23 protein-coding genes are annotated in these 21,035 nt (G+C 70.0%); 13 read left to right on the forward strand and 10 right to left on the reverse strand.

Annotation, left to right across the window (positions count from 1 at the left end; all coding sequences use genetic code 11):
* Nucleotides 1-168: 168 nt before the first annotated feature.
* Together BJ969_RS24510 and BJ969_RS24515 are read right to left on the reverse strand one after the other, a co-directional pair.
* Complete coding sequence (locus BJ969_RS24510) at nucleotides 169-1,449, reverse strand: thymidine phosphorylase (protein ID WP_425503577.1); 1,281 nt, start codon at nucleotides 1,447-1,449, stop codon at nucleotides 169-171.
* 105 nt (nucleotides 1,450-1,554) lie between these two features.
* Entirely contained in the window at nucleotides 1,555-1,932 is a 378-nt protein-coding gene (locus tag BJ969_RS24515) for a cytidine deaminase (protein WP_184482600.1), read from the reverse strand.
* 438 nt (nucleotides 1,933-2,370) lie between these two features.
* On the opposite strand from BJ969_RS24515, the gene sdhC reads away from it, so the two are divergent.
* The 4 genes from sdhC to BJ969_RS24535 all read left to right on the forward strand — a co-directional run bounded on the left by sdhC (nucleotide 2,371) and on the right by BJ969_RS24535 (nucleotide 5,878).
* Complete coding sequence (sdhC, locus tag BJ969_RS24520; protein WP_184482603.1) at nucleotides 2,371-2,808, forward strand: succinate dehydrogenase, cytochrome b556 subunit; 438 nt, start codon at nucleotides 2,371-2,373, stop codon at nucleotides 2,806-2,808.
* Between the two features lie 3 nt (nucleotides 2,809-2,811).
* The gene (locus BJ969_RS24525) at nucleotides 2,812-3,231 is read left to right on the forward strand and encodes a succinate dehydrogenase hydrophobic membrane anchor subunit (RefSeq protein WP_184482606.1); all 420 of its coding nucleotides are present in this window, start codon (nucleotides 2,812-2,814) and stop codon (nucleotides 3,229-3,231) included.
* Between the two features lie 68 nt (nucleotides 3,232-3,299).
* Entirely contained in the window at nucleotides 3,300-5,090 is a 1,791-nt protein-coding gene (sdhA, locus tag BJ969_RS24530; RefSeq protein ID WP_184482609.1) for a succinate dehydrogenase flavoprotein subunit, read from the forward strand.
* Nucleotides 5,090-5,878: a succinate dehydrogenase iron-sulfur subunit gene (locus tag BJ969_RS24535; protein WP_184482612.1), complete on the forward strand. Its 789-nt coding sequence runs from the start codon at nucleotides 5,090-5,092 to the stop codon at nucleotides 5,876-5,878. The genes sdhA and BJ969_RS24535 overlap by 1 nt, the downstream gene beginning before the upstream one ends.
* A gap of 68 nt (nucleotides 5,879-5,946) precedes the next feature.
* Here the strand turns inward: BJ969_RS24535 and BJ969_RS24540 are convergent, their stop codons facing one another.
* The gene (locus tag BJ969_RS24540; protein WP_184482615.1) at nucleotides 5,947-6,798 is read right to left on the reverse strand and encodes a helix-turn-helix transcriptional regulator; all 852 of its coding nucleotides are present in this window, start codon (nucleotides 6,796-6,798) and stop codon (nucleotides 5,947-5,949) included.
* A 100-nt stretch (nucleotides 6,799-6,898) separates the two neighbouring features.
* On the opposite strand from BJ969_RS24540, the gene BJ969_RS24545 reads away from it, so the two are divergent.
* Both BJ969_RS24545 and BJ969_RS24550 read left to right on the forward strand, forming a co-directional pair.
* A complete protein-coding gene (locus BJ969_RS24545) occupies nucleotides 6,899-7,663 on the forward strand; it encodes an SDR family oxidoreductase (protein WP_184482618.1) in 765 nt (254 codons plus the stop codon).
* Between the two features lie 23 nt (nucleotides 7,664-7,686).
* On the forward strand, nucleotides 7,687-7,905 hold the full coding sequence (locus BJ969_RS24550) for a tautomerase family protein (RefSeq protein ID WP_184482621.1): 219 nt from the start codon (nucleotides 7,687-7,689) through the stop codon (nucleotides 7,903-7,905).
* A gap of 9 nt (nucleotides 7,906-7,914) precedes the next feature.
* Here BJ969_RS24550 and BJ969_RS24555 read toward each other — a convergent pair whose 3' ends face one another.
* Nucleotides 7,915-8,142 (reverse strand): SCO4848 family membrane protein, encoded by a 228-nt coding sequence (locus BJ969_RS24555; RefSeq protein ID WP_184482623.1) that lies wholly within the window; start codon nucleotides 8,140-8,142, stop codon nucleotides 7,915-7,917.
* Between the two features lie 363 nt (nucleotides 8,143-8,505).
* Between BJ969_RS24555 and BJ969_RS24560 the strand changes: the two genes are divergently transcribed.
* Nucleotides 8,506-9,702: a D-alanyl-D-alanine carboxypeptidase family protein gene (locus BJ969_RS24560; RefSeq protein WP_343071586.1), complete on the forward strand. Its 1,197-nt coding sequence runs from the start codon at nucleotides 8,506-8,508 to the stop codon at nucleotides 9,700-9,702.
* A 523-nt stretch (nucleotides 9,703-10,225) separates the two neighbouring features.
* On the opposite strand, the gene yhjD is transcribed toward BJ969_RS24560, so the two are convergent.
* The 3 genes from yhjD to BJ969_RS24575 all read right to left on the reverse strand — a co-directional run bounded on the left by yhjD (nucleotide 10,226) and on the right by BJ969_RS24575 (nucleotide 12,704).
* Nucleotides 10,226-11,269 (reverse strand): inner membrane protein YhjD, encoded by a 1,044-nt coding sequence (gene yhjD / locus BJ969_RS24565; protein ID WP_184482626.1) that lies wholly within the window; start codon nucleotides 11,267-11,269, stop codon nucleotides 10,226-10,228.
* A 66-nt stretch (nucleotides 11,270-11,335) separates the two neighbouring features.
* Nucleotides 11,336-12,319, reverse strand: a complete 984-nt coding sequence (gene trpS, locus BJ969_RS24570; protein ID WP_221316819.1) for a tryptophan--tRNA ligase — start codon at nucleotides 12,317-12,319, stop codon at nucleotides 11,336-11,338.
* Nucleotides 12,320-12,473: 154 nt separating this feature from the next.
* Nucleotides 12,474-12,704, reverse strand: coding sequence for a hypothetical protein (locus BJ969_RS24575; RefSeq protein WP_184482632.1), 231 nt, complete (start codon nucleotides 12,702-12,704; stop codon nucleotides 12,474-12,476).
* Nucleotides 12,705-13,278: 574 nt separating this feature from the next.
* Here BJ969_RS24575 and BJ969_RS24580 point away from each other — a divergent pair.
* Complete coding sequence (locus BJ969_RS24580; RefSeq protein WP_184482634.1) at nucleotides 13,279-14,769, forward strand: S8 family peptidase; 1,491 nt, start codon at nucleotides 13,279-13,281, stop codon at nucleotides 14,767-14,769.
* A 249-nt stretch (nucleotides 14,770-15,018) separates the two neighbouring features.
* Here the strand turns inward: BJ969_RS24580 and BJ969_RS24585 are convergent, their stop codons facing one another.
* The 3 genes from BJ969_RS24585 to BJ969_RS24595 all read right to left on the reverse strand — a co-directional run bounded on the left by BJ969_RS24585 (nucleotide 15,019) and on the right by BJ969_RS24595 (nucleotide 17,167).
* Nucleotides 15,019-15,663: an HD domain-containing protein gene (locus BJ969_RS24585; protein WP_184482637.1), complete on the reverse strand. Its 645-nt coding sequence runs from the start codon at nucleotides 15,661-15,663 to the stop codon at nucleotides 15,019-15,021.
* Nucleotides 15,664-15,732: 69 nt separating this feature from the next.
* Nucleotides 15,733-16,278 (reverse strand): DinB family protein, encoded by a 546-nt coding sequence (locus tag BJ969_RS24590; protein WP_184482640.1) that lies wholly within the window; start codon nucleotides 16,276-16,278, stop codon nucleotides 15,733-15,735.
* Between the two features lie 91 nt (nucleotides 16,279-16,369).
* Nucleotides 16,370-17,167: an exodeoxyribonuclease III gene (locus BJ969_RS24595; RefSeq protein ID WP_184482643.1), complete on the reverse strand. Its 798-nt coding sequence runs from the start codon at nucleotides 17,165-17,167 to the stop codon at nucleotides 16,370-16,372.
* Nucleotides 17,168-17,389: 222 nt separating this feature from the next.
* Here BJ969_RS24595 and BJ969_RS24600 point away from each other — a divergent pair, with 222 nt between their 5' ends.
* The 5 genes from BJ969_RS24600 (at nucleotide 17,390) to BJ969_RS24620 (ending at nucleotide 20,685) form a co-directional block, all read left to right on the forward strand.
* A complete protein-coding gene (locus BJ969_RS24600; protein ID WP_184482646.1) occupies nucleotides 17,390-18,304 on the forward strand; it encodes a helix-turn-helix domain-containing protein in 915 nt (304 codons plus the stop codon).
* Between the two features lie 260 nt (nucleotides 18,305-18,564).
* Nucleotides 18,565-18,801, forward strand: coding sequence for a DUF397 domain-containing protein (locus BJ969_RS24605; protein ID WP_184482649.1), 237 nt, complete (start codon nucleotides 18,565-18,567; stop codon nucleotides 18,799-18,801).
* A 57-nt stretch (nucleotides 18,802-18,858) separates the two neighbouring features.
* On the forward strand, nucleotides 18,859-19,215 hold the full coding sequence (locus tag BJ969_RS24610) for a hypothetical protein (protein WP_184482652.1): 357 nt from the start codon (nucleotides 18,859-18,861) through the stop codon (nucleotides 19,213-19,215).
* Between the two features lie 372 nt (nucleotides 19,216-19,587).
* The gene (locus BJ969_RS24615; RefSeq protein ID WP_184482655.1) at nucleotides 19,588-19,884 is read left to right on the forward strand and encodes a hypothetical protein; all 297 of its coding nucleotides are present in this window, start codon (nucleotides 19,588-19,590) and stop codon (nucleotides 19,882-19,884) included.
* Between the two features lie 54 nt (nucleotides 19,885-19,938).
* The gene (locus BJ969_RS24620; protein ID WP_184482658.1) at nucleotides 19,939-20,685 is read left to right on the forward strand and encodes an ABC transporter ATP-binding protein; all 747 of its coding nucleotides are present in this window, start codon (nucleotides 19,939-19,941) and stop codon (nucleotides 20,683-20,685) included.
* Nucleotides 20,686-21,035 lie beyond the last annotated feature (350 nt).

The raw sequence follows: 21,035 nt of genomic DNA on the forward strand, positions 1-21,035 counted from the left end.
TCGCACGTCCGGCACCGGATCTTTCGAAGTGAACGGACCGTTCGCCCAATCTGATCGGACGAACGGTCCGTTCACTCCACCCCGGAGCACCGACGACGGTTTGAGTGAGCGGACCGTTCGCCCGATCTCGTTGGACGAACGGGCCGTTCACTCACCTCGCTTCGCGGGTCAGGGGCGGATCGTGTCGAGGATCAGCGGGGTGGCGGCGGGAGCCTCGGCGGTGATGGCGACGGCTTCGGCGAGCGCTTCGCGGGCGGCGGGGAGCTTCTCGGGGGTGTCGGTGTGGAGTTCGAGCAGCGGGGCGCCCTCGGTGACCCGCTCCCCCGGTTTCGCCAGGCAGCGGATGCCCGCGGCGTGCTGCACGGCGTCCTCCTTGCGCGCCCGGCCCGCTCCCAGCCGCCAGGCGGCCAGCCCCACGGCGTAGGCATCCAAAGTGGACAGAACACCGGTCGCCGGAGCCGCGAAGGTCTCCACGTGCGCGGCGGTGGGCAGCTCCGCGTCCGGGTCGCCGCCCTGGGCGCCGATCATCGCGCGCCAGGAGTCGTAGGCCTTGCCCGAGGCCAGCACCTCCGCCGGATCCACGTCGGACAGGCCCGCGTGCGCCAGCATCTCCCGCGCCAGCGCCAGCGTCAGCTCCACGACGTCCGCCGGGCCGCCGCCCCGCAGCACCTCGACGGACTCCGCCACCTCCAGCGCGTTGCCCACGGCGGATCCCAGCGGCACCGACATGTCGGTGAGCAGCGCGCTGGTGCGGACGCCGTGCGCGGCGCCGATCGAGACGAGCTCGTCGGCCAGCGCCCGCGCCTGCTCCAGGTCCTTCATGAACGCGCCGGACCCGCACTTCACGTCGAGCACCAGGGATTCGGCGCCCTCCGCGATCTTCTTGCTCATGATGGAGCTGGCGATCAGCGGGATGGACTCGACGGTGCCGGTGACGTCGCGCAGCGCGTAGAGCTTGCGGTCGGCGGGCGCGATGCCCTCGGTGGCCGCGCACACCACGGCGCCGATCTCGGCGAGCTGGGCCCGGATCTCGGGCGCCGAGAGCCGGGCGCGCCAGCCGGGGACGGACTCCAGCTTGTCCAGCGTGCCGCCGGTGTGCCCGAGCCCCCGGCCGGACAGCTGCGGCACCGCCGCGCCGCAGGCCGCGACCAGCGGGGTCAACGGCAAGGTGATCTTGTCCCCGACACCGCCGGTGGAGTGCTTGTCCACTGTGGACCGCGGGACGCCGCTGAGGTCGAGCCGTTCCCCGGAGCCGATCATCGCGGCGGTCCAGCGGGCGATCTCGGCGCGATCCATGCCGCGCAGCAGGATCGCCATCGCCAGGGCGGCCATCTGCTCGTCGGCCACCGCGCCGCGCGTGTAGGCGTCGACCACCCAGTCGATCTGCTCGTCGTCGAGCCGGTCGCCGTCCCGCTTCGCGCGGATCACGTCGATCACCGAGTGCGCCATCAGCCAGATCCCCTCACCGCGCCCGGTCCTGCGCCGGGTGCTGGCCTGATGAGATCACCTCGCCCCCGGACTTGTCGCCCGCGTCGAGAACCCGCCGCGCGGGCGTCAGAGCTCGAAGGCGTCCGGCAGGACCTCCCGCATCGGGATGATGCCGCGCGGGGTGTCCACCAGGCAGTCCGGACCGCCGAGCTCGTAGAGCAGCTGGCGGCACCGCCCGCACGGCATGAGCAGCTCGCCCTGCCCGCTGCGGCAGGCCACGGCGACGAACCGGCCGCCGCCGGTGAGCCGCAGCTGCCCGGCCATCGTGCACTCGGCGCACAGCGTCACCCCGTAGGACCCGTTCTCGACGTTGCAGCCGACGACGAGCCGCCCGTCGTCGCAGACCGCCGCCGAGCCCACTTGGAGCTTCGAATAGGGGCAGTACGCCTTCGCCGCGGCCTCCACGGCCGCCGCGCGCAGCGCCTCCCAGTTGATCGTCTCCATGTCCACTCCTGATCTCGTAGGCTCTCCGGTCGAATGTCGCACTCGCCCCCGCCGCGCGGGGCGGCGACACGGTTCCCGGCGGTATTGGAAGCCGCCTGGAGGCGGACTCCGCGTTTCCCACCGGAATTCGCCGACCCGATACGCGGCGCACGTCCGGTGACATGGCTCTCGAAAACAAGACTTGACGCTGCCGCTCTCGCATTGCGCCGGTGTCACGAGTTGATTTCTACATCGATCCACCAGCCTGGGGCCTTTGTCTGGTCGATCACACAGAGCACAGGCGAGTAGGCCGCAAGGATGGCGCGGGTCTAGCATCCGAGAAGTCCAGGCCCTAGTTCAGGTGGCCGGTGACGGGCGTACGAATGATGACGACTCGGACCGGTCGTCACGTTCCCGAACGGGCCGTCAGTCCACCAGCGACGTTGGAGGCCTTCCACCATGGCCAGCACCACCGCCTCCGCGGCGGAGGCCCCCCAGCGCGAGGGCAACCCTCGTGCCAAGGGATCCCTCTACCGCGGTGATTTGGGCATGTGGTCGTGGGTAGCGCACCGCATCACGGGCGTGCTCACATTCTTCTTCTTGTTCGTGCACGTGTTGGACACCGCTCTCGTGCGGGTATCGCCTGAGGCGTACGACACGGTCATCGAAACCTACAAAAGCCCGATCATGATCCTGTTCGAACTGGGTCTGCTCGCGGCGGTGCTGTTCCACGCGTTCAACGGCATCCGCGTCATGCTGGTCGACTTCTGGGCGAACGGACCGAAATACCAGAAGCCGATGCTCTGGACCGTTCTGGTGTTGTGGCTGGTGCTGATCGTTCCCGCCGCCATCAGCATGCTCACGCGCGCCGTCACGGAACTGTTCGGGGGGCACTGACCCATGACCACCATCGACGCGCCGCTGTCGGTCGACAAGCCGCGGTCCCCGCACCGCCCGGCCGCCCGCCGCAGCAACTTCGAGCTCTACAGCTGGCTGTTCATGCGCCTGTCGGGCGTGCTGCTGCTGTTCCTGGTCCTCGGACACATGCTGATCATGCTGTTCCTGGACGGCGGGGTGCACCGGATCAACTTCGCGTTCGTCGCGGGTCGCTGGGCTTCGCCGTTCTGGCAGTTCTGGGACCTGACGATGCTGTGGCTGGCCGGCCTGCACGGCGGCAACGGGCTGCGCACCGTGATCAACGACTACTCCCGCAAGGACGCCACCCGGTTCTGGCTGAAGATGCTGCTGTACGTCTCGGTCCTGCTCACGGTCGGTCTGGGCACCTTCGTGCTCTTCACCTTCGACCCGAACATCGGCTGACGACACAGCGCAGGCTTCGAGGCCCCGCACTGAGCGGACGGCCTCGCCAGCGGCCCTAGGAGGCGACCATGCAACACCACAAGTACGACGTGGTCATCGTCGGCGCCGGCGGCGCCGGGATGCGCGCGGCGATCGAGTCGGGCCAGCGGGCCCGCACCGCCGTGCTGACGAAGCTCTACCCCACGCGCTCCCACACCGGCGCGGCGCAGGGCGGCATGTGCGCCGCGCTGGCCAACGTCGAAGAGGACAACTGGGAGTGGCACACCTTCGACACCATCAAGGGCGGCGACTACCTCGTCGACCAGGACGCCGCCGAGGTCATGGCCAAGGAGGCCATCGACTCGGTGCTCGACCTGGAGAAGATGGGGCTGCCGTTCAACCGGACGCCCGAAGGCAAGATCGACCAGCGCCGGTTCGGCGGGCACACCCGTGACCACGGCAAGTCCCCGGTCCGCCGGGCCTGCTACGCCGCGGACCGCACCGGCCACATGATCCTGCAGACGCTGTACCAGAACTGCATCAAGCACGGCGTCGAGTTCTTCAACGAGTTCTACGTCCTCGACGTCACCATGAGCGAGGACGAGAACGGCGAGCAGGTCTGCACCGGCGCCGTCGCCTACGAGCTCGCCACCGGCGAGATCCACGTCTTCGAGGCGAAGTCCGTCGTGTTCGCCACCGGCGGTTTCGGCAAGGTCTTCAAGACGACGTCCAACGCGCACACCCTCACCGGTGACGGCATGGGCATCATCTACCGCAAGGGCCTGCCGCTGGAGGACATGGAGTTCTACCAGTTCCACCCGACCGGCCTGGCCGGGCTGGGCATCCTCATCTCGGAGGCGGTCCGCGGCGAGGGCGGCATCCTGCGCAACGCCGACGGCGAGCGGTTCATGGAGCGCTACGCCCCGACGATCAAGGACTTGGCGCCGCGCGACATCGTCGCCCGCTCCATGGCTCTGGAAGTGCTGGAAGGCCGCGGCGCCGGTCCGAACAAGGACTACGTGCTGCTCGACGTCACGCACCTCGGCGCGGACGTGCTGGAGCAGAAGCTGCCGGACATCACCGAGTTCTCCCGCACCTACCTGGGCGTGGAGCCGACCACCGAGCCGGTGCCGGTGTACCCGACCGCGCACTACGCGATGGGCGGCATCCCCACCAACATCGTCGGTGAGGTGCTCAAGGACAACGAGACCACCATTCCCGGCCTGTACGCCGCCGGCGAGTGCGCGTGCGTCTCGGTGCACGGCTCGAACCGCCTGGGCACGAACTCGCTGCTGGACATCAACGTGTTCGGCCGCCGCGCCGGCATCGCCGCCGCGGACTACGCCAACGCCCACGAGCACGTGGAACTCCCGGAGGAGCCCGCGAAGCTCGTCGAGGGCATGGTCGAGCACCTGCGCACCGCGCACGGCGGGGAGCGGGTCGCCACGATCCGCACCGAGCTGCAGGAGACGATGGACGCCAACGCCTCGGTGTACCGCACCGAGGAGACCTTGAAGACGGCGCTGTCGGACGTGCAGGCGCTCAAGGAGCGCTACGGCCGGATCGCGGTGCACGACAAGGGCAAGCGGTTCAACTCGGACCTGCTGGAGGCCATCGAGCTCGGCTTCCTGCTGGACCTCGCGGAATCGCTGGTGAACGCCGCGCTGGCGCGCAAGGAGTCCCGCGGCGGGCACGCCCGCGAGGACTACACCGCGCGCGACGACACGAACTTCATGCGCCACAGCATGTCGTACAAGCAGCTGCCCGACGCCGAGGATCCGAACGCGCCACTGGGACTCACCGGCTTCCAGTCCGACATCCGGTTGGACTACAAGCCCGTCGTCGTGACCCGGTACCAGCCGATGGAGCGTAAGTACTGATGACCGCAACCGTCACGAACACCGAACAGACCACGGACCTGCCTTCGGACGCCCCGCCGATCCCCGAGGGCGCGACCATGGTCACGGTCCGCATCCAGCGGTTCAACCCCGAGGTCGACGAGGACCTGCACTGGGAGTCCTTCCGGATCCCGGCGCTGCCCAGTGACCGCGTGCTGAACCTGCTGCACTACATCAAGTGGTACGTCGACGGCTCGCTGACGTTCCGCCGGTCGTGCGCGCACGGTGTCTGCGGCTCGGACGCGATGCGCATCAACGGCGTCAACCGGCTGGCGTGCAAGGTCCTCATGAAGGACCTGTTCGCCAAGAACGGCGAGACGACGATCAGCGTCGAGCCCATCAAGGGCCTGCCGGTGCACAAGGACCTGCTGGTCGACATGGAGCCGTTCTTCGAGGCGTACCGGGCGATCAAGCCGTACCTGGTCACCTCGGGCAACGAGCCGACCCGCGAGCGCACCCAGTCCGTCGCGGAGCGCGCGCGCTTCGACGACACCACCAAGTGCATCCTGTGCGCGGCGTGCACCACGTCGTGCCCGGTGTACTGGTCGGAGGGCTCCTACTTCGGGCCCGCCGCGATCGTCAACGCGCACCGGTTCATCTTCGACAGCCGCGACGAGGCCGCCGAGGAGCGCTTGGACATCCTCAACGACGTGGACGGCGTGTGGCGCTGCCGCACCACGTTCAACTGCACGGACGCCTGCCCCCGTGGCATCCAGGTCACCAAGGCGATCCAAGAGGTCAAGCGGGCCTTGATGTTCCGCCGCCGCTGACCCCGCGCAGCACTCCCGGAAGCGCCCGCCTCCCCCGGAGGCGGGCGCTTCCGCGTCTCCGGGGCCGGTCAGCGCGGGGCGTCGGTGAAGCGTTCGTGGCCTACGACGCCGAGGAGTTCGAGCTTGGCGTGGCCCTCGGTGCCGGGGGCGGCGGTGAGCACGAGCAGCGCCTGGGACTGGTCCTCGGTGAACAGGATCTGGCAGTCCAGTTCGATCGGGCCGAGTTCGGGGTGCAGCAGGGTCTTGTGGTCGGCGAAGCGCTTCGCGACCTCGTGGCGCTGCCACAGCTCGGCGAACTCCGCGCTCTCCCGCTGCAACGCCCGCACCAGGTCACCGGCGGCGGAGGCGTCGCCCATCATCCCGTAGCCGGCACGCAGGTTCGCGACCTGCGCGCGGCTCTGCCGGTCGCGGTCGGCCTCCGGGTACATCCGGCGCTCGTGCTCCGGGGTGGTGAACCAGCGGTAGACCTCGCTGCGGGACAACCCGGTGTAGCCGGAGCGGTCGCCGAGCAGGGCGACGGCCAGCCGGTTCTGCACCAGCGTCTCCCCCAGCGCGGACAGGATCAGCGCGGGGGTGTCGTCGAGCCGGTCCAGCACCCGCAGCAGCGCGGGCGCCACGTGCGTCGCCGCGACCACCGGCGTGGGGGCGTTGTGCCCGGCCACGCGGAACAGGTAGTCCCGCTCGTCGTCGGTGAGCCGCAACGCCCTGGCCAGCGCGGTGAGCAACTGCGCGCTGGGATGCGGGCCGCGGCGCTGCTCCAGCCGCGTGTAGTAGTCCGTGGACATTCCCGCCAGCGACGCCACCTCCTCGCGCCGCAACCCCGGAGTGCGCCTGCGGGCGCCCGGGGGCAGGCCGACGTCGGCGGGGCGCAGCGCCGCCCGGCGGCGGGACAGGAAGGTGGCGAGCGCGGCGCGGTCCATGTCCCCAGCATGGCCCCGGCGGGCGGCGCCGACCAGGGACCGCGGATCCCCCGATGACCGGTCTCTGCACGGGGCGCCACGGCCCGCTGAGACTCGTGGCATGCACATCAACGGCAACACCGTCTTCATCCCCGGCGCCAGCAGCGGCATCGGCCTCGCCCTCGCGCTGCGCCTCCAGGCCAAGGGCAACACCGTGATCATCGGCGGGCGCCGCGAGGAACTGCTCGATCGGATCGTCGCCGAGCACCCCGGCCTCGACGCCGTGCGGATCGACACCCTCGACCCGGCGAGCATCCGCGACGCGGCCGCCGAGGTGCTGGCGCGGTACCCCGAGCTCAACGTGCTCGTCCCGATGGCGGGGATCATGCGCGTCGAGGACTGGCGCAAGCCGGCCGGTTTCCTCGAATCGGCCGAGGACGTCATCGCCACCAACGTGCTCGGCCCGATCCGGCTCATCGCCGAGTTCGTCGAGCACCTGCAGACCCGGCCGGACGCCACGATCCTCACCGTGTCCTCCGGGCTCGCGTTCAGCCCGCTGCGCGCCACACCCAGCTACAACGCGTCGAAGGCCGCGATCCACATGCTCACCGAATCGCTGCGGCTGCAGCTGGCGGGCACCAGCGTGCGGCTGCAGGAGCTCGCGCCGCCCGCCGTGCGCACCGAACTGCTGCCCGGCCACCAGGAGAGCGCGCACGCGATGCCGCTCGACGAGTTCGCCGACGAAGTCGTGTCGCTGCTGGAATCCGAGCCCGAGGCCCGGGAAGTCCTGGTCGAGCGGGTGAAGTTCCTCCGCTACGGGGAGGCGCGCGGCGACTACGACCAGGTGGTGGCCGCGCTCAACGCCGCCGACCCGCACGGCGACTGAGCAACGGACCGGAGGAGAAGACCATGCCGTTCGCGAACCTGAAAGTGCCCGCCGGATCGCTCGACGCCGAGCAGAAGGAACGGCTCGTGCACCGCGTCACCGACCTGTACGCCGAGATCTACGGCGAACGGGCCCGCGCCACCACCCTCGTTCTCGTGGAGGACGTCGCCGACGGCGGTTGGGGGATCGGCGGGGACGTGCTGACGCTCGCCGCGCTGCGCGGCGAACCGCGGGCGGGCTGACCGCGCCGATCAGCCGCGGGTCGCGCGCAACGCCCGCCAGCCGAGCACGCCGATGGCGGTGCCCAGCACCAGCGACACCGCGGCGATCACGAAGTGCACGTAGAGGAACGGCGTGGGCGAGCCCGCCTGCCAGGAGTTCTCGCTGATCCAGATGTTGCGGAAGAAGGTCGGCCACAACAACCAGGACCAGACGCCGAAGGCGAGCAGGAGCAGGGCGGTACGGCGGGAGAGCGTCACGCGACCCAGTATCGTCCCGCCCTGGTCGCGGGCTCGCGCACCCCGGTCGGCAGGTGGGCCAGGTCTCCCGGCGGCCCGCTCGGGCGGTGGCCGGTGGAGCGGCTCGTGATGATCTCCGTGGACCGGGGATCATCGCGCCGCCGCGTTCGCTAGCCTGAGCTCGTGCCCGTGAGAGCTCACCGCCCGGTCGCCCCGGTCCGCACAACTCCCCCGTCTCAGCCGAGGAATCCGGCATTCACGCCGAATGCCTCGGAAGCGGGATCGTTCGCGGATCGGCGCAGATCGCCTTCGGACCACCGGCCGAGCTCGACGGGCCTGCGGCTCGCCGTCGCGGGATGCGCCGCGCTCCTGCTGCTGGGTCCCGTGCCGCTGACCGCGACGGCCGCCCCCGCGCAGGCGCCGGGCGGCGGTTGCCCGAACGCGGCCGCGCCACCGGCTGCCGTGGACACCTCCGAGGTGCCGCCGCCGGGCGTGCCCGCCCCGGAACCGCTGCCGATCCCCGCGGAACCCGTCGGCGGCCCGCGGCTCGCCGAATGCGGCGAGGTCCGGCCGCCCGATGTCCCGCCCGCGCCGATCGACCCGGTCGCCTCCCAGTCCTGGGTGCTCGCCGACCTGGACACCGGGGAGGTCGTGGCGGCGCGCGACCCGCACGCGCGGCACCGCCCCGCTTCCACGATCAAAGTGCTCACCGCGCTGGTGACCATTCGGGAGCTCGACCTGGACGAGCGGATCATCGCCACCCAGGCCGACGCCGACCAGGAGGGCAGCCGGGTCGGGCTCGAACCCGGCGTCGTCTACACCGTGCGGCAGGTGCTGGCCGGGTTGATCATGCAGTCCGGCAACGACGCCGCGCACGCGCTCGCGATGAAGCTCGGCGGTGTCGAGCAGACCGTCGGCAAGATGAACGCGCTCGCCGCCGAGATCGGCGCGCTCGACACCCGCACCGCCACACCGTCCGGTTTGGACGGTCCGGGCATGAGCACCTCCGCCTACGACCTGGCGCTGATCTTCCGGACCGCGATGCGCCACCCCGAGTTCGCGAACGCCGAGGCGACCCGGGAGATCCAGCTGCCCGGCAAACCGGGCGAACCACCGATCCCGGTGGAGAGCGACAACGCCGTGCTGTGGAACTACCCGGGAGCGCTCGGCGGCAAGACCGGCTTCACCGACGACGCGCGGCACACCTTCATCGCCGCCGCCGAACGCGACGGCAGGCGGCTCGTCGCAGTGCTGATGCGCGGCGAGAACAAGCCCGTCAAGCAGTCCCAGCACACGATGCACCTGCTCGACTACGGGTTCTCGCTACCGCGCGACGCCGCGGTGGGCGAGCTGGTGACCGAGCCGTCGCCGACTTCGGAGGCCGAGCAGGAACCGGAACCGCAGGCCGCGGCCGCCGCGGACGAACCGTCGTCCCCCTTGTACGGCACCGTCGGCGGACCGCTGACCCTGCTGGCCGTCGCGGGCATCGTCGTCGCCGGCGCGTTCGCCGTGCTGCGCAGGCGCCGCGCCAAGCTCGCCGCCGCCCGCCGTGCGGCCGACCGCACGACCGACCACCCCTGATCCGCGCGCTGCCCGGCCGAGAGTTGGGTTTCGAAGCGGAAACGGCCCCCCGGCCCGGTTCGGGGCAAGGCCGGGGGACCGCGCGCCCCGTGCGGTGGCCACCGCACGGGGCAGGAGCCGGTGACCGGTTCGGGGTCGCACCGCGAGGGCGGCCCGTAGGTCAACCGGGCTCACCCGCCACCAACTCCTATAAACGAGAATGCCGGGTCTAGCTTCAGAACGAAGCAGTGCGACTACCCGAGTACTACCTAGCCCGTCCGAGTGATCACCGCAGCGCGGCAGCGCCGGGCATTGAACTCGCCGCTCCAGACGAACAGCGTCCTTGATCCTTGTCTTGTCAACGGCGAAGCCGGTGAGCAGCAACCACCCTGCCCACCGGCACCGCAGCGGGTTCTCAGCGTTCTTCTCGCGAGGACAGCTTTTTCCCTCGTGGCGGAGCCACTCGGGAAAAAGATCCCGCAGCGAGAAGAACGCTGAGGTTCCGCCACCCGCCCCCTACGCAGAAAAACAACGACACGGAGGATCAACGACGGCGTCGGAGGCTCCAGCCGAGCAGAGCTCCCAGGCCGAACAGGCCGATCGTCGTCGCGCCGCCGGACTTCCGGACTCGCACTTGCGGGCGGATCACGGCCGGTGGGGGCGGTTCCGGGAGGGCGCGCCGTTCGTTCTCGGCGGCCGAGGCCGTCCAGGCCGTGACGAACAGGATGAAGCGCGACGTCAGGTACGCGAACACGAGCAGACCGAGGATGGGGCCGAACGCGGCGGCCGCGGGCGAGCCGGTGACGCTGCCCAGGTAGATCACGCCGACCTGCTTGAGGACTTCGAAGCCGACCGCGGCGAACAGGCCGCCCCACATCGCGCTGCGCAACGTCACCGGGGTGCGCGGCAGCCGCGCCAGCACCCAGGTGAACACCAGCCAGCCCGCCAGCAGCGAGAGCAGGATCGTCAGCACCGACAGCACGATCCGCGCGGGCACCGTGTTGCCGATGCCGAGCAGCCCGAACAGCGCGCGCCCCGCGCCGCCGCCGAGCGCGCTGAGCCCGAACGAGAGCGCCATCGCCAAGCCCAGGCCGAGCAGCGACAGCAGGTCGGAGCCGAGCCGCTTCAGCATCGGCGGGGCCTGCTGGTCCTGGCTCCACTGCGCGGTCAACGCTTCGCGCAGGTTCGTCATCCATCCCAGCCCCGAGTACAGGGCGACGAGCAGACCGATGATCCCGACGGCGCCCGCCTGCTCGATCGCCTGCCCCACGACCTGGTTGAGCATGCCGCTCATCTGCGGGTCCGGGACGGCTTCGGTGATCGAGCGGCGCAGCTCGTCCAGCAGGTCGGGGTTGCCGCCGAGCACGAATCCGGCGACGGCGAAGGAGATCATCAGCAGCGGGACGAGCGCGAGCACGCTGAAGTAGGTGATCGCCGCGGCGTAGTAGTCGCCGTACTGGCCTTGGTAGCGCGCCGCCGCCCGGATCAACCGGTCCAGCCACGGGTGGTCCCGCCGCAACCGTTCCAGCTGGCCGGATACGCCCTCGCCGGGTGTGGCGCTGCGCGCCGGTTGACTGCGATCCGTCACGGATTCACCTCCAGGCCCATCCGGGACTGCCCCGAACGGGCCTGAGGCTACCGCCGAATGATCTCCTCAGCGCAGAGGCGGCAAGAAGCCGACGCGCTCGTAGGTGAGCCGCAGCGTCTCGGCGGCGACCTCCCGCGCGTGCTCGGCTCCTCGGCGCAGCACCTTGTCGAGCTCCGCGGGGTCCGCGAGGTAGCCGTTGACCTTCTCCTGGAACGGCGTCGCGAATTCGACGAAGGTCTCGCCGACGGCCTTCTTCAGGTCGCCGTACCCCTTGCCTTCGAACTCGGTCTCCAGGTCGGCGATGGTGCTGCCGGTGAGCGAGGACTGGATCGCGAGCAGGTTGCTCACGCCCGCCTTGTTCTCCGGGTCGTAGCGGATTTCGCGCTCGTTGTCGGTGACCGCGGAGCGGATCTTCTTCGCGGAGCGCTTCGGCTCCTCCAGCAGGTCGATCACGCCGCTCGGCTGCGACTTGCTCATCTTCGCCGACGGGTCCTGCAGGTCCTGGATCTTCGCGGCTTCCTTCGGGATGTGTGCGGCGGGCACGGTGAAGGTGTCGCCGTAGCGGGAGTTGAACCGCTGCGCGAGGTTGCGGGTGAGCTCCAGGTGCTGGCGCTGGTCTTCGCCGACGGGGACCTGGTTCGCCTGGTACAGCAGGATGTCCGCGGCCTGCAGCACCGGGTAGGTGAACAGCCCGACGCTGATGTGGTCGGCGTCCTGGCGGGCCGACTTGTCCTTGAACTGGGTCATCCGCCCGGCTTCGCCGAATCCGGCGAGGCATTCCAGCACCCAGCTCAGCTGGGCGTGCTCGGGGACGTGGCTCTGCACGAACAGGGTGGACGCGTCCGGGTCGATCCCCAGCGCGAGCAGTTGCGCCGCGGACACGCGGGTGCGCTTGCGCAGCAGCTCCGGGTCTTGCGCGACGGTGATCGCGTGCAGGTCGACGACGCAGTAGAAGGCGTCGTGGTCGGCCTGCATCCGCACCCAGGACCGCAGGGCGCCCAGGTAGTTGCCGAGGTGGAAGGAATCGGCGGTGGGCTGGATGCCCGACAGGACGCGGGGACCGCGTCCCGTCGCCGAGTCGCCTGCTGCGGAAGTGCGCGGGTTCTGGGTGGCCGAGTCGTCGCTGCTCACCCGTTGATTCTCGCAAGGTCCGCCGGGTCGGGGGGACCGGGTCGCGCATGTTCGCGGCGGGAACGCCGCGCGGTCAGCCCTTGCGCTGGTTCTCGGGCTGGATCTCGATCTTCTTGCGGCGGAGCACGCCGGCGAGCATGCCCACGACGCCGAAGCCGATGGCGGCGAGCCCGACCGGGGCCGTCGCGACTTCGAAGAAGTTGTCCTGCGCGAGGATCCGGCCGCTGCCCGCGGCTTGCGCCGTCGCGGTACCCAGGATCGTGGTGGCCATCAACAGCCCCAGCACCAATCCTCGCGTGGTCATGCGAGCAAATCGGCTACGCACGAGCGTTGCCTCCCTTAACGGTTAACCCGTACGGGTCATCGAACTCTCGACCCGGTTGCGGACCGTACCGATCGCGAGTGAACACCACGATCGCGTTGCGTAAACCGGTCACAACGCAGAGATCCTATTTACCCCCTGAAGCGTGGCCGCAGCGGGTACCCGAAGCGGCGATCATCACTGATCGCAGCTGGTGAGCCGGACTTGCTCGCACGATGCGTTGAATTAACACGATTCGACCGGTGACCAGTGCCATACCGTGCAAGGCGGCAAGACCGGCAAGGGACTGAGCCGTCCGGCCCAGGGACGGGCCCCGAATCGGCAGAGCCTTCCGGACGGACGGCGCGGGGCTCCGCTCCGCGCGCCCCGGCCGCTCCGGGGGTCGCGGCGAACCTCGCCGAACGTCACCCGAAGCACACCTGGTCGCCGTCGGATTACTCCTTTTCGCCCTACCCAAGTTCCCCGAACGGGCGGAGTATCCGACGATCATTCACTGATCGCTCGGTACGAGTGTGCCGTGGGAGGACACGTGTCACCACATCGATCGACATCGCGAATGCCTGGGAAATCCCTGCGCATCGCGGGTTCCGCGTTGGCGCTGAGCCTGCTGGTCCCGGCCGTCGCCGCCGTCCCGTCCAGCCTTCCCGAGCCCAGCGCGACGGCCGCCGCGTCCGCGGCGCCCGCGCACTTCGTGGTGCTGGGGCCGACCGGCGACGGACTCCGCACCACCGAGGACTCGGTGCGGGCCGTCGGCGGGACCGTGGTGCAGAGCTGGCCGCAGATCGGGGTGGTCGTGGCGACCGCCACCGATCCGGGCTTCGCCGCCGCCGTGCGCGCGCAGCCCGCGGTGGAGCAGGCGGGCGCGAGCCGCAACCTCGCCGAACAGCTGCCGCCCGCCCCGCCGAGCACCCGGCTGGAGACCTTGGAGGGCACCGCCGACGCCCGCCCCGCCGCGATCAACGGGCAGGAGCCGCTGGAAGCCGACCAGTGGGACCTGCCGCTGATCAAGGCCGATCAGGCGCACGCGATCTCCCAGGGCAGCCCGGAGGTCACCGTCGGCGTGCTCGACTACGGCATCGACCCGGAACACCCCGACCTGAAGCCGAACCTGGACCTGGCGAAGTCGGTGAGCTGCGCCGAAGAGGGCATCCCGAACACCGCCGTGGAGGCGTGGGCACCGGAGGACGAGACCCAGGCGCACGGCACGCACGTCGCGGGCACGATCGCCGCGGCCCGCAACGGAGTCGGCGTGGCGGGGGTCGCGCCGGACGTCGGCCTCGCCTCGGTGCGCGTGATCGACGACGACGGGTTCATCTATCCCGAGTACGCGGTGTGCGGGTTCATCTGGGCCGCCGAGCACGGTTTCGACGTCACGAACAACTCGTACTTCGTCGACCCCTGGTACCTGTGGTGCGAGAACGATCCGGACCAGCGCGCGGGCGCCGAAGCGGTGCGCCGCGCCGTCGCCTACGCGGCGGGCCACGACGTGGTGAACGTGGCCGCGGCGGGCAACAGCGGCTGGGACCTCTCGCAGCCGATCCACGACACGAACAGCCCGAACAACGGCGGCCCGGTGCAGGACCGGCAGACCGGGCACGACTGCACCGTGCTGCCGGGCGAGCTGCCCGGCGTGGTGACCACGTCCTCGGTCGGCGTGGACTCGGTGAAGTCGTACTTCTCCAACTACGGCCTGGGTTCGACGACGGTGACCGCACCGGGCGGCGACGCGAAGCAGCTCCCGCCGACGCCGTCGGCGAACGGCCGCATCCTCTCCACCGTTCCCGGTGGCGGCTGGGGCTGGATGCAGGGCACGTCGATGGCGTCGCCGCACGCGGCGGGCGTGGTGGCACTGCTGCGCAGCACCCACCCGGAGTGGAACGCGCCGCAGACGACGGGCGCGCTGTCCGGCCAGGCGGACGCGCTGCCGTGCCCGACGGCCTACGACCCGGACGGCGACGGCAAACCGGACGCGGTCTGCGAGGGCGGTACCACCGGCGCCGGCTTCTACGGTGCCGGACTGATCGACGCCCTGGACGCCGTCAGCTGACCGGACGCCGGTGCGCCTTCCGGAAGGAAGGCGCACCGGCACGGCCTCTTTTGATCCTTGTCTTGTCAGTGGCGAAGCCGCTGAGCAGCGACCACCAAAGCAAAACGACCACCAGCGGGTTCTCAGCGGTTTCCTCGCGAGGACAGCTTTTTTCCTCGTGGCGGAGCCACTTGGAAAAAAGATCCCGCAGCGAGGAAACCGCTGAGGTTCCGCCACCCGCCCCCTACGCAGGTCCTTCCGACGGGGCCATCAAGCTCCTGGCGCCACCCAGCCGCGCCGCTCTCCCTCGTTGATCAGCTCTTGCACCGCCGTCCACAGCGGAGTCGACGCCTCGCCGATCACGGCCTTGCGCTCGCGCACCACGTCCGCGGTGACGCCGGGAGTGCGCCACGTCCCGCCGCCGGTGAGCCAGTTCAGCAGCAGCGGCTGCACCCGGTCGATCGCCTTGGCGAAGCGCGCCTCCGGGGTGCGGCGGGCCTCGAACTCGTCCCACAGCTCCCGGAAGCGGCGCTCCTGGTCGTCGGGCAGCAATCCGAACAACCGGTCCGCGGCGGCTTCTTCGCGCTGCTGCTGGCTCTCCCGGCCTTCGTCGTCGTAGAGCGGGGTGTCGCCCGCGTAGATCTCGATGAGGTCGTGCACGACGACGAGCTCGATGGTGCGGCCGACGTCGATCGGCTCGTCGGAGTGCTCGGCCAGCACCGACACCATCAGGGCGAGGTGCCAGGAGTGCTCGGCGTCGTTCTCCCGCCGGTCGGCCGCGGCCAGCGGCGACTGCCGGAGCACCGTCTTGAGCTTGTCCACCTCGGCCACGAACACCAGCTGCTCCCGCAGCCTCCCGACGACGGAGCCGGGCAACGGGCTGCGCTGGGCGATCAGTTCATCTTCGGATTCCACCCGCCCAGATTGGCCACCCCGGCACCGGCGATCAACACCCGCGCGGTCCTCGTCGCCGAATCGGCCGCGCTACTCGCCGATGCGTCCGTCGATCCGTTCGCGCAGCAGGTCGGCGTGGCCGTTGTGCCGGGCGTACTCCTCGATCATGTGCACGAGCAGTTCGCGCAGCGTCCGCACGCCCCTGTCGTGCCCGACGAAGTCGAGATCGGTCTCGGCCGCGAACCGCTCGGCGAACGCGACCTCGTCGCGCCAGGCTGCCCACGCGTCGTCCACCACGGCCGGGTCCGCCACGGCACCGTCGAAGTCGCCGTCGGGCTCGGTGGCGGACTGGTAGCGCTTGGGCACGTCCTGCCCGGCGAACCGGCGGCGGAACCAGCCGCGCTCCACGTCGGCCAGGTGCCGCAGCAGCCCGAGCAGCGACATGGTCGACGGCTCGACCGCGCGGCGGGCCAGCTGCTCGGCGTCCAGGCCCTCGCACTTGATCTGCAAGGTCAGCCGCTGGTAGCGCAGGTACTCCACGAGCGTCGACCGCTCGTCCCCCGGCGGCGCGTCGCTGTCCCGAGGGTCGACCGCGGGGTCCAGGAACAGGTCGGCGCGGTGCTGAGGCGAGGTCATCCCCCGATCCTCACCACGCCCCACCCCCCGATCAACCGAATTTCCGCGCGCACCCGCGGTACCGATCGAACGCAGGCCCCGGCTGGGGCGGTCAGCGGTCGTAGGTCGTTGTGACCGGGGCGTGGTCGCTCCAGCGCTTGTCGTAGGACGGGGCCTTCTCGACCCAGGACTCGGTGGCCAGCTCGGCCAATCCGGGAGTCGCGACCTGGTAGTCGATGCGCCAGCCGGAGTCGTTGTCGAAGGCCTTGCCGCGGTAGGACCACCAGGAGTATGGGCCCGGCCCTTCGGGATTGCGGGCGCGGAAGACGTCGACGTAGCCGAGTTCGTCGAAGACGCGGCTCATCCATTCCCGTTCCTCGGGCAGGAAACCCGCCGACTTCTGGTTGGCCTTCCAGTTCTTCAGGTCGACTTCGCGGTGCGCGATGTTCCAATCCCCGCAGACGAGCACCTCCATTCCCGCCGCACGCGCGCGTGCGCGCAGGGATTCGAGGTAGGGCAGGAATTCCGCCATGAACCGTTCCTTCTCGTCCTGGCGTTCCGTGCCCACCTCCCCGCTGGGCAGGTAGAGGCTGGCGACGACGAGCCCGGGGAGCTCGATCTCGGCGTAGCGCCCGCTGTCGTCGAATTCGGCGCTGCCGAAACCGATCCGGGACGCCGAGGGTTCCACTCGGGAGTACAGCGCGACGCCGCTGCGCCCCTTCGCGGAACTGGGCGCGAGCAGCGGGAACCAGCCTTCGGGCTCGCGGACGGCGGCCGTGAGCTGGTCCGGTTCGGCGCGGGTCTCCTGCATGCAGATGACGTCGGCCCGGGTTCCGGCCAGCCACTCGACGAATCCCTTTTTCGCGGCGGCGCGCAATCCGTTGACGTTGACGGTCGAGACGGTGAACACGACGAGGAGCGTAACGATCGGCACCGACGAACCGACGTTGCGTTCGACGCGGCACTGCGGGGACACTGCTCGCGCATTGACGCAACTGGGGAATCACCGACATGTTGATCATGAGATACTGCACCCGCCGGATCGCCTCACAACTTTCGTAGGTAGTGCGATGCGGTGAGCTAGACTGCCCTGTCGGGCAACGGTGCGTACCGGAGTCATGACGATGTGTCGATGGAAACGACCGTGTGGAAAGCGGGAGGTCTGGACGTGACCACGGATGGTGCCGCGACCGGCGGCCCCACCGCTCGCCGGCTGGTCCTGGGGAGCCAGTTGCGCCGGTTGCGCGAAGCCAGCGGCATCTCCCGCGAGGACGCCGGCTACGAGATCCGCGGCTCCGGCTCCAAGATCAGCCGCCTGGAGCTCGGCCGGGTCGGGTTCAAGGAACGCGACGTCGCCGACCTGCTGACCCTCTACGGCGTCACCGACGAGTCCGAGCGCGGCTCCTTCCTCGAACTCGTCCGGCAGTCCAACCAGCCCGGCTGGTGGCACCGCTACAGCGACCTCGTCCCGTCGTGGTTCCAGGACTACGTGGGACTGGAGGAGTCCGCTTCGCGGATCCAGACCTACGAGATCCAGTTCGTGCCCGGCCTGCTGCAGACCGAGACCTACGCGCGGGCGATCTCCAGCCAGGGCAGGCCGGAGGCCGTCGAGGACGAGGTCGAGCGCCGCGTCCGGCTGCGGATGCACCGGCAGCGGCTGTTCACCCAGCCGAACGCCCCGCGACTGTGGGCGGTCATCGACGAGTCGGTGCTGCACCGGCCGATCGGCGGCGTGGAGGTGCTGCGCGAGCAGATCGACCACCTGCTCGAAGTGATCAAGCTGCCCACCATCTCGTTGCAAGTACTGCCGCTCGACCTGGGCCGGTCCGGGGCCGAGGGAGCGTTCACCATCCTGCGGTTCGCCGAGCAGGAGATCCCGGACATCGTCTACCTCGAGCACCTCTCCGGCGCGCTGTACTTGGACAAGCCGGAGGACGTGGAGCTCTACAGCAAGGTGAGTCACCGGCTCGCGGTCGATGCGCAGACCCCCGAGGCGACCCGGAAGACCTTGCACGCCGCCCGCAAGGCGCTCCACAAAGAGATTTAGGTCACACTTCTCCGAAGAGTGTTACGCGCCTGTCGCCGATGGCGCATCGTGCACACCGCCGTAAGCAGGATTAATCTGCGATTGCGGTGGTAGCACTTCGACTCCGCGTGATCATCTCTGCGCGGAACGTCACCGACCCTCGCTCCCGTGCGTCTGCACGTGCATTCATCATTCCAACGTTCAGTGATACGGTCCTTGCACGATCGAATGCACGTGCAGTTGGTCGTTGCAAGCAAGTCGGGGAAAGGCTGGGACCTTCGATGCCGGAGATCCGAAACGGAATGACCGCAGGACACCTGCCCGACGCCGCTTGGCGCAAGAGCGCCTACAGCGGATCGGTCGGCAACTGCGTGGAGCTGGCCTCCCTGCTGGACGGGGAGATCGCCGTCCGCAACTCGCGCTACCCCGACGGCCCCGCCCTCATCTACACCCGAGACGAGATCGCGGCCTTCCTGTCGGGGGCCAAGGACGGCGAGTTCGATGACCTGATCGTCTAGCCCCTTCACGTCTCACCAGCATTCGACCAGCGTTCGCGCATAACCCTCGGTGGCGTCATGAAAGACATAACGGACGGCTTGCAGGCACTCATCGCCCGCGACTTCCACTTCGCGCACCCCCGTGACTCGAACGGCACGTTGATCGCCGTCGTCGGCATCCGGGTGCACCACGGCGTGATCGACATCGTTCAGCTCTACGGCGAGGACGACGCCGACGCGGCACGCATCCCCGGCGACGAACCGGACGTGCTTTTCCCGAAGACCGTCTTGTGGCGGACCACGGGACAGGCCGGCGACGTCATCGAAGCGGCGCTGGCGCTGGAGAACCCGGCGGCGGAGCCCCCCGCGCAGACCAAGGGCTGCTGGGTTCCGACGAACACCGGGCGTTCGGCCTGGCTCGCCGCCTCCGCCTGAAGTCACCGGACCGGCGCGGGCCAACGCCGTCCCCGTCGGCCCCGGTTCCACGCAGGACGTTCGCCGAAGCGCGCCGGTAGGCGATCCGCGCGGCTCCCCGGAGTTCTCCCGGGTCGAGCGCGGGATCGCCGCCACGGCGCGGAATCCCTCCCCGTCCGATGCCGTCGGGCGTCGGGAATCCGGCCGGGTCGGCCGGTCGGCGGGAGGTCGAGGAAAGGTCGCGATCGGACCAACTCTCGTTGAACTCCGCGGCGCCGCGGTGGCGCGACGACCGCTCGAATCGAGCGAATCTCCCTGACATCGCTGGTCGTGCGCGCATCGAGCGGGTGGAGCGCATGCCGGACGCGACCGGACCGTGCCGCACACTCGATCATGAGCGCGGCACCCGCACCGTTCGGCCTCGGCCATCCGGCGGAGGCGGCACTCCGCCCGCCCGGCGACCCGGTCGCCCGCCGCCGCATCGGCGCAGGCGTGCGCGCCGGGGCTGTGAAACCCCCGGCACGGCAGGGATTCCGGCGCACCACCGGCGCGCCGGGCAAGATCCGGAATGAGGCGTTCGAGCAACTTCGGGTGCACTCGAACGTCCTAAGAACAGCACTCACCCGGCACGCCGCGGTGGCCGGTCATTCCGGCCGATGGGCCGATCCGCCCGGCCGCCGCGATGGGTGAACGTGTCGGACGACCGGCCGCAGCAGCGACCGGACCAGCGGCGAGGAGGACGACATGTCCGGAGGAATCCCGGTGAGCGGCGGCGCGGTCGTCTCGCGGGTCACCAAGCGCTTCGGCCGACCGGGCCGGGAGACCACGGCGTTGGACTCGGTGGACCTGCGCATCGCGCCGGGGCGGTTCACGACGGTGATCGGGGCGGCGAACTCCGGCAAGTCGGTGCTGATGCGCTGTCTGGCCGGGCTGGAACGGCCGACGTCCGGTGCGGTGTTCGTCGAGGGCACCGACCTCGCCTCGCTCGGCGAGCTCGACCTGACCGAGTTCCGCCGCGAGCGCATCGGCATGCTCTTCCAGCAGAGCAACCTGCTGCCCGAACTCACGGCGCTGGACAACGTGCTGCTGCCGTTCGACATCGCGGGCACCCGCCCCGATCCGGCGCTGCTGGAACAGGTGCTGGACGTGCTCGCGGTGCGGGATCTGCTGGAGCAGCGCCCGACGCGGATGTCCCCTTCGGAGCGGCACCGGATCGCGCTGGCGCGGATTCTGGCGCAGCAGCCCGACATCGTGCTCGCCGACGAGCCGATGAAGTCGCTCGACGCGGTCACCGCCCGGCACCTGCTGCGGATTCTGCGCCGCTGCTGCACGGAATTCGGCCGGACGGTCGTGCTTTTCTCCGCCGATTCGACCTCCGCCGCTTACTCCGATCGCATCGTGTCCCTCAAATCCGGCCGAGTCACAAATGATCAAGAACGGCCCGCGGATTGCCCTTGCTGCCCGGACGGCGGAGTTCCCGAGATCGCATGAGCGCGGGCTCGTCGAACTGATTCGGTCAAGCGCTCGCCCTTCCCGCGACGGCGAACTCCGGTCGCTCCGGCGCCGCGCACGGCCGGTGCGACGACCGCTCGGCACCGGGAAATGCGCGGTGAGCTGGCCCGGAGCAATTCGCGCTCACCACCTCGTTCCGAGCGCGGGGTATGACCGACGACACCGTTCGGTAAAAATGCGATCATGGGTGCCGCGCGGCGCGCCAGGAAGGCGCCCGCGTGGGAATCCCCCACCGACCGCCGCGCCGAGGTACCGCCTCCTTCCGCGAATCCGGCGGCCCGCCCGCTGAATTCCCGGTGAAGACGACGGCGTGACCGCCCGGCGCAGAA

It is taken from the genome of Saccharopolyspora gloriosae (genome assembly GCF_014203325.1).
Classification (GTDB): Bacteria; Actinomycetota; Actinomycetes; order Mycobacteriales; family Pseudonocardiaceae; genus Saccharopolyspora_C; species Saccharopolyspora_C gloriosae.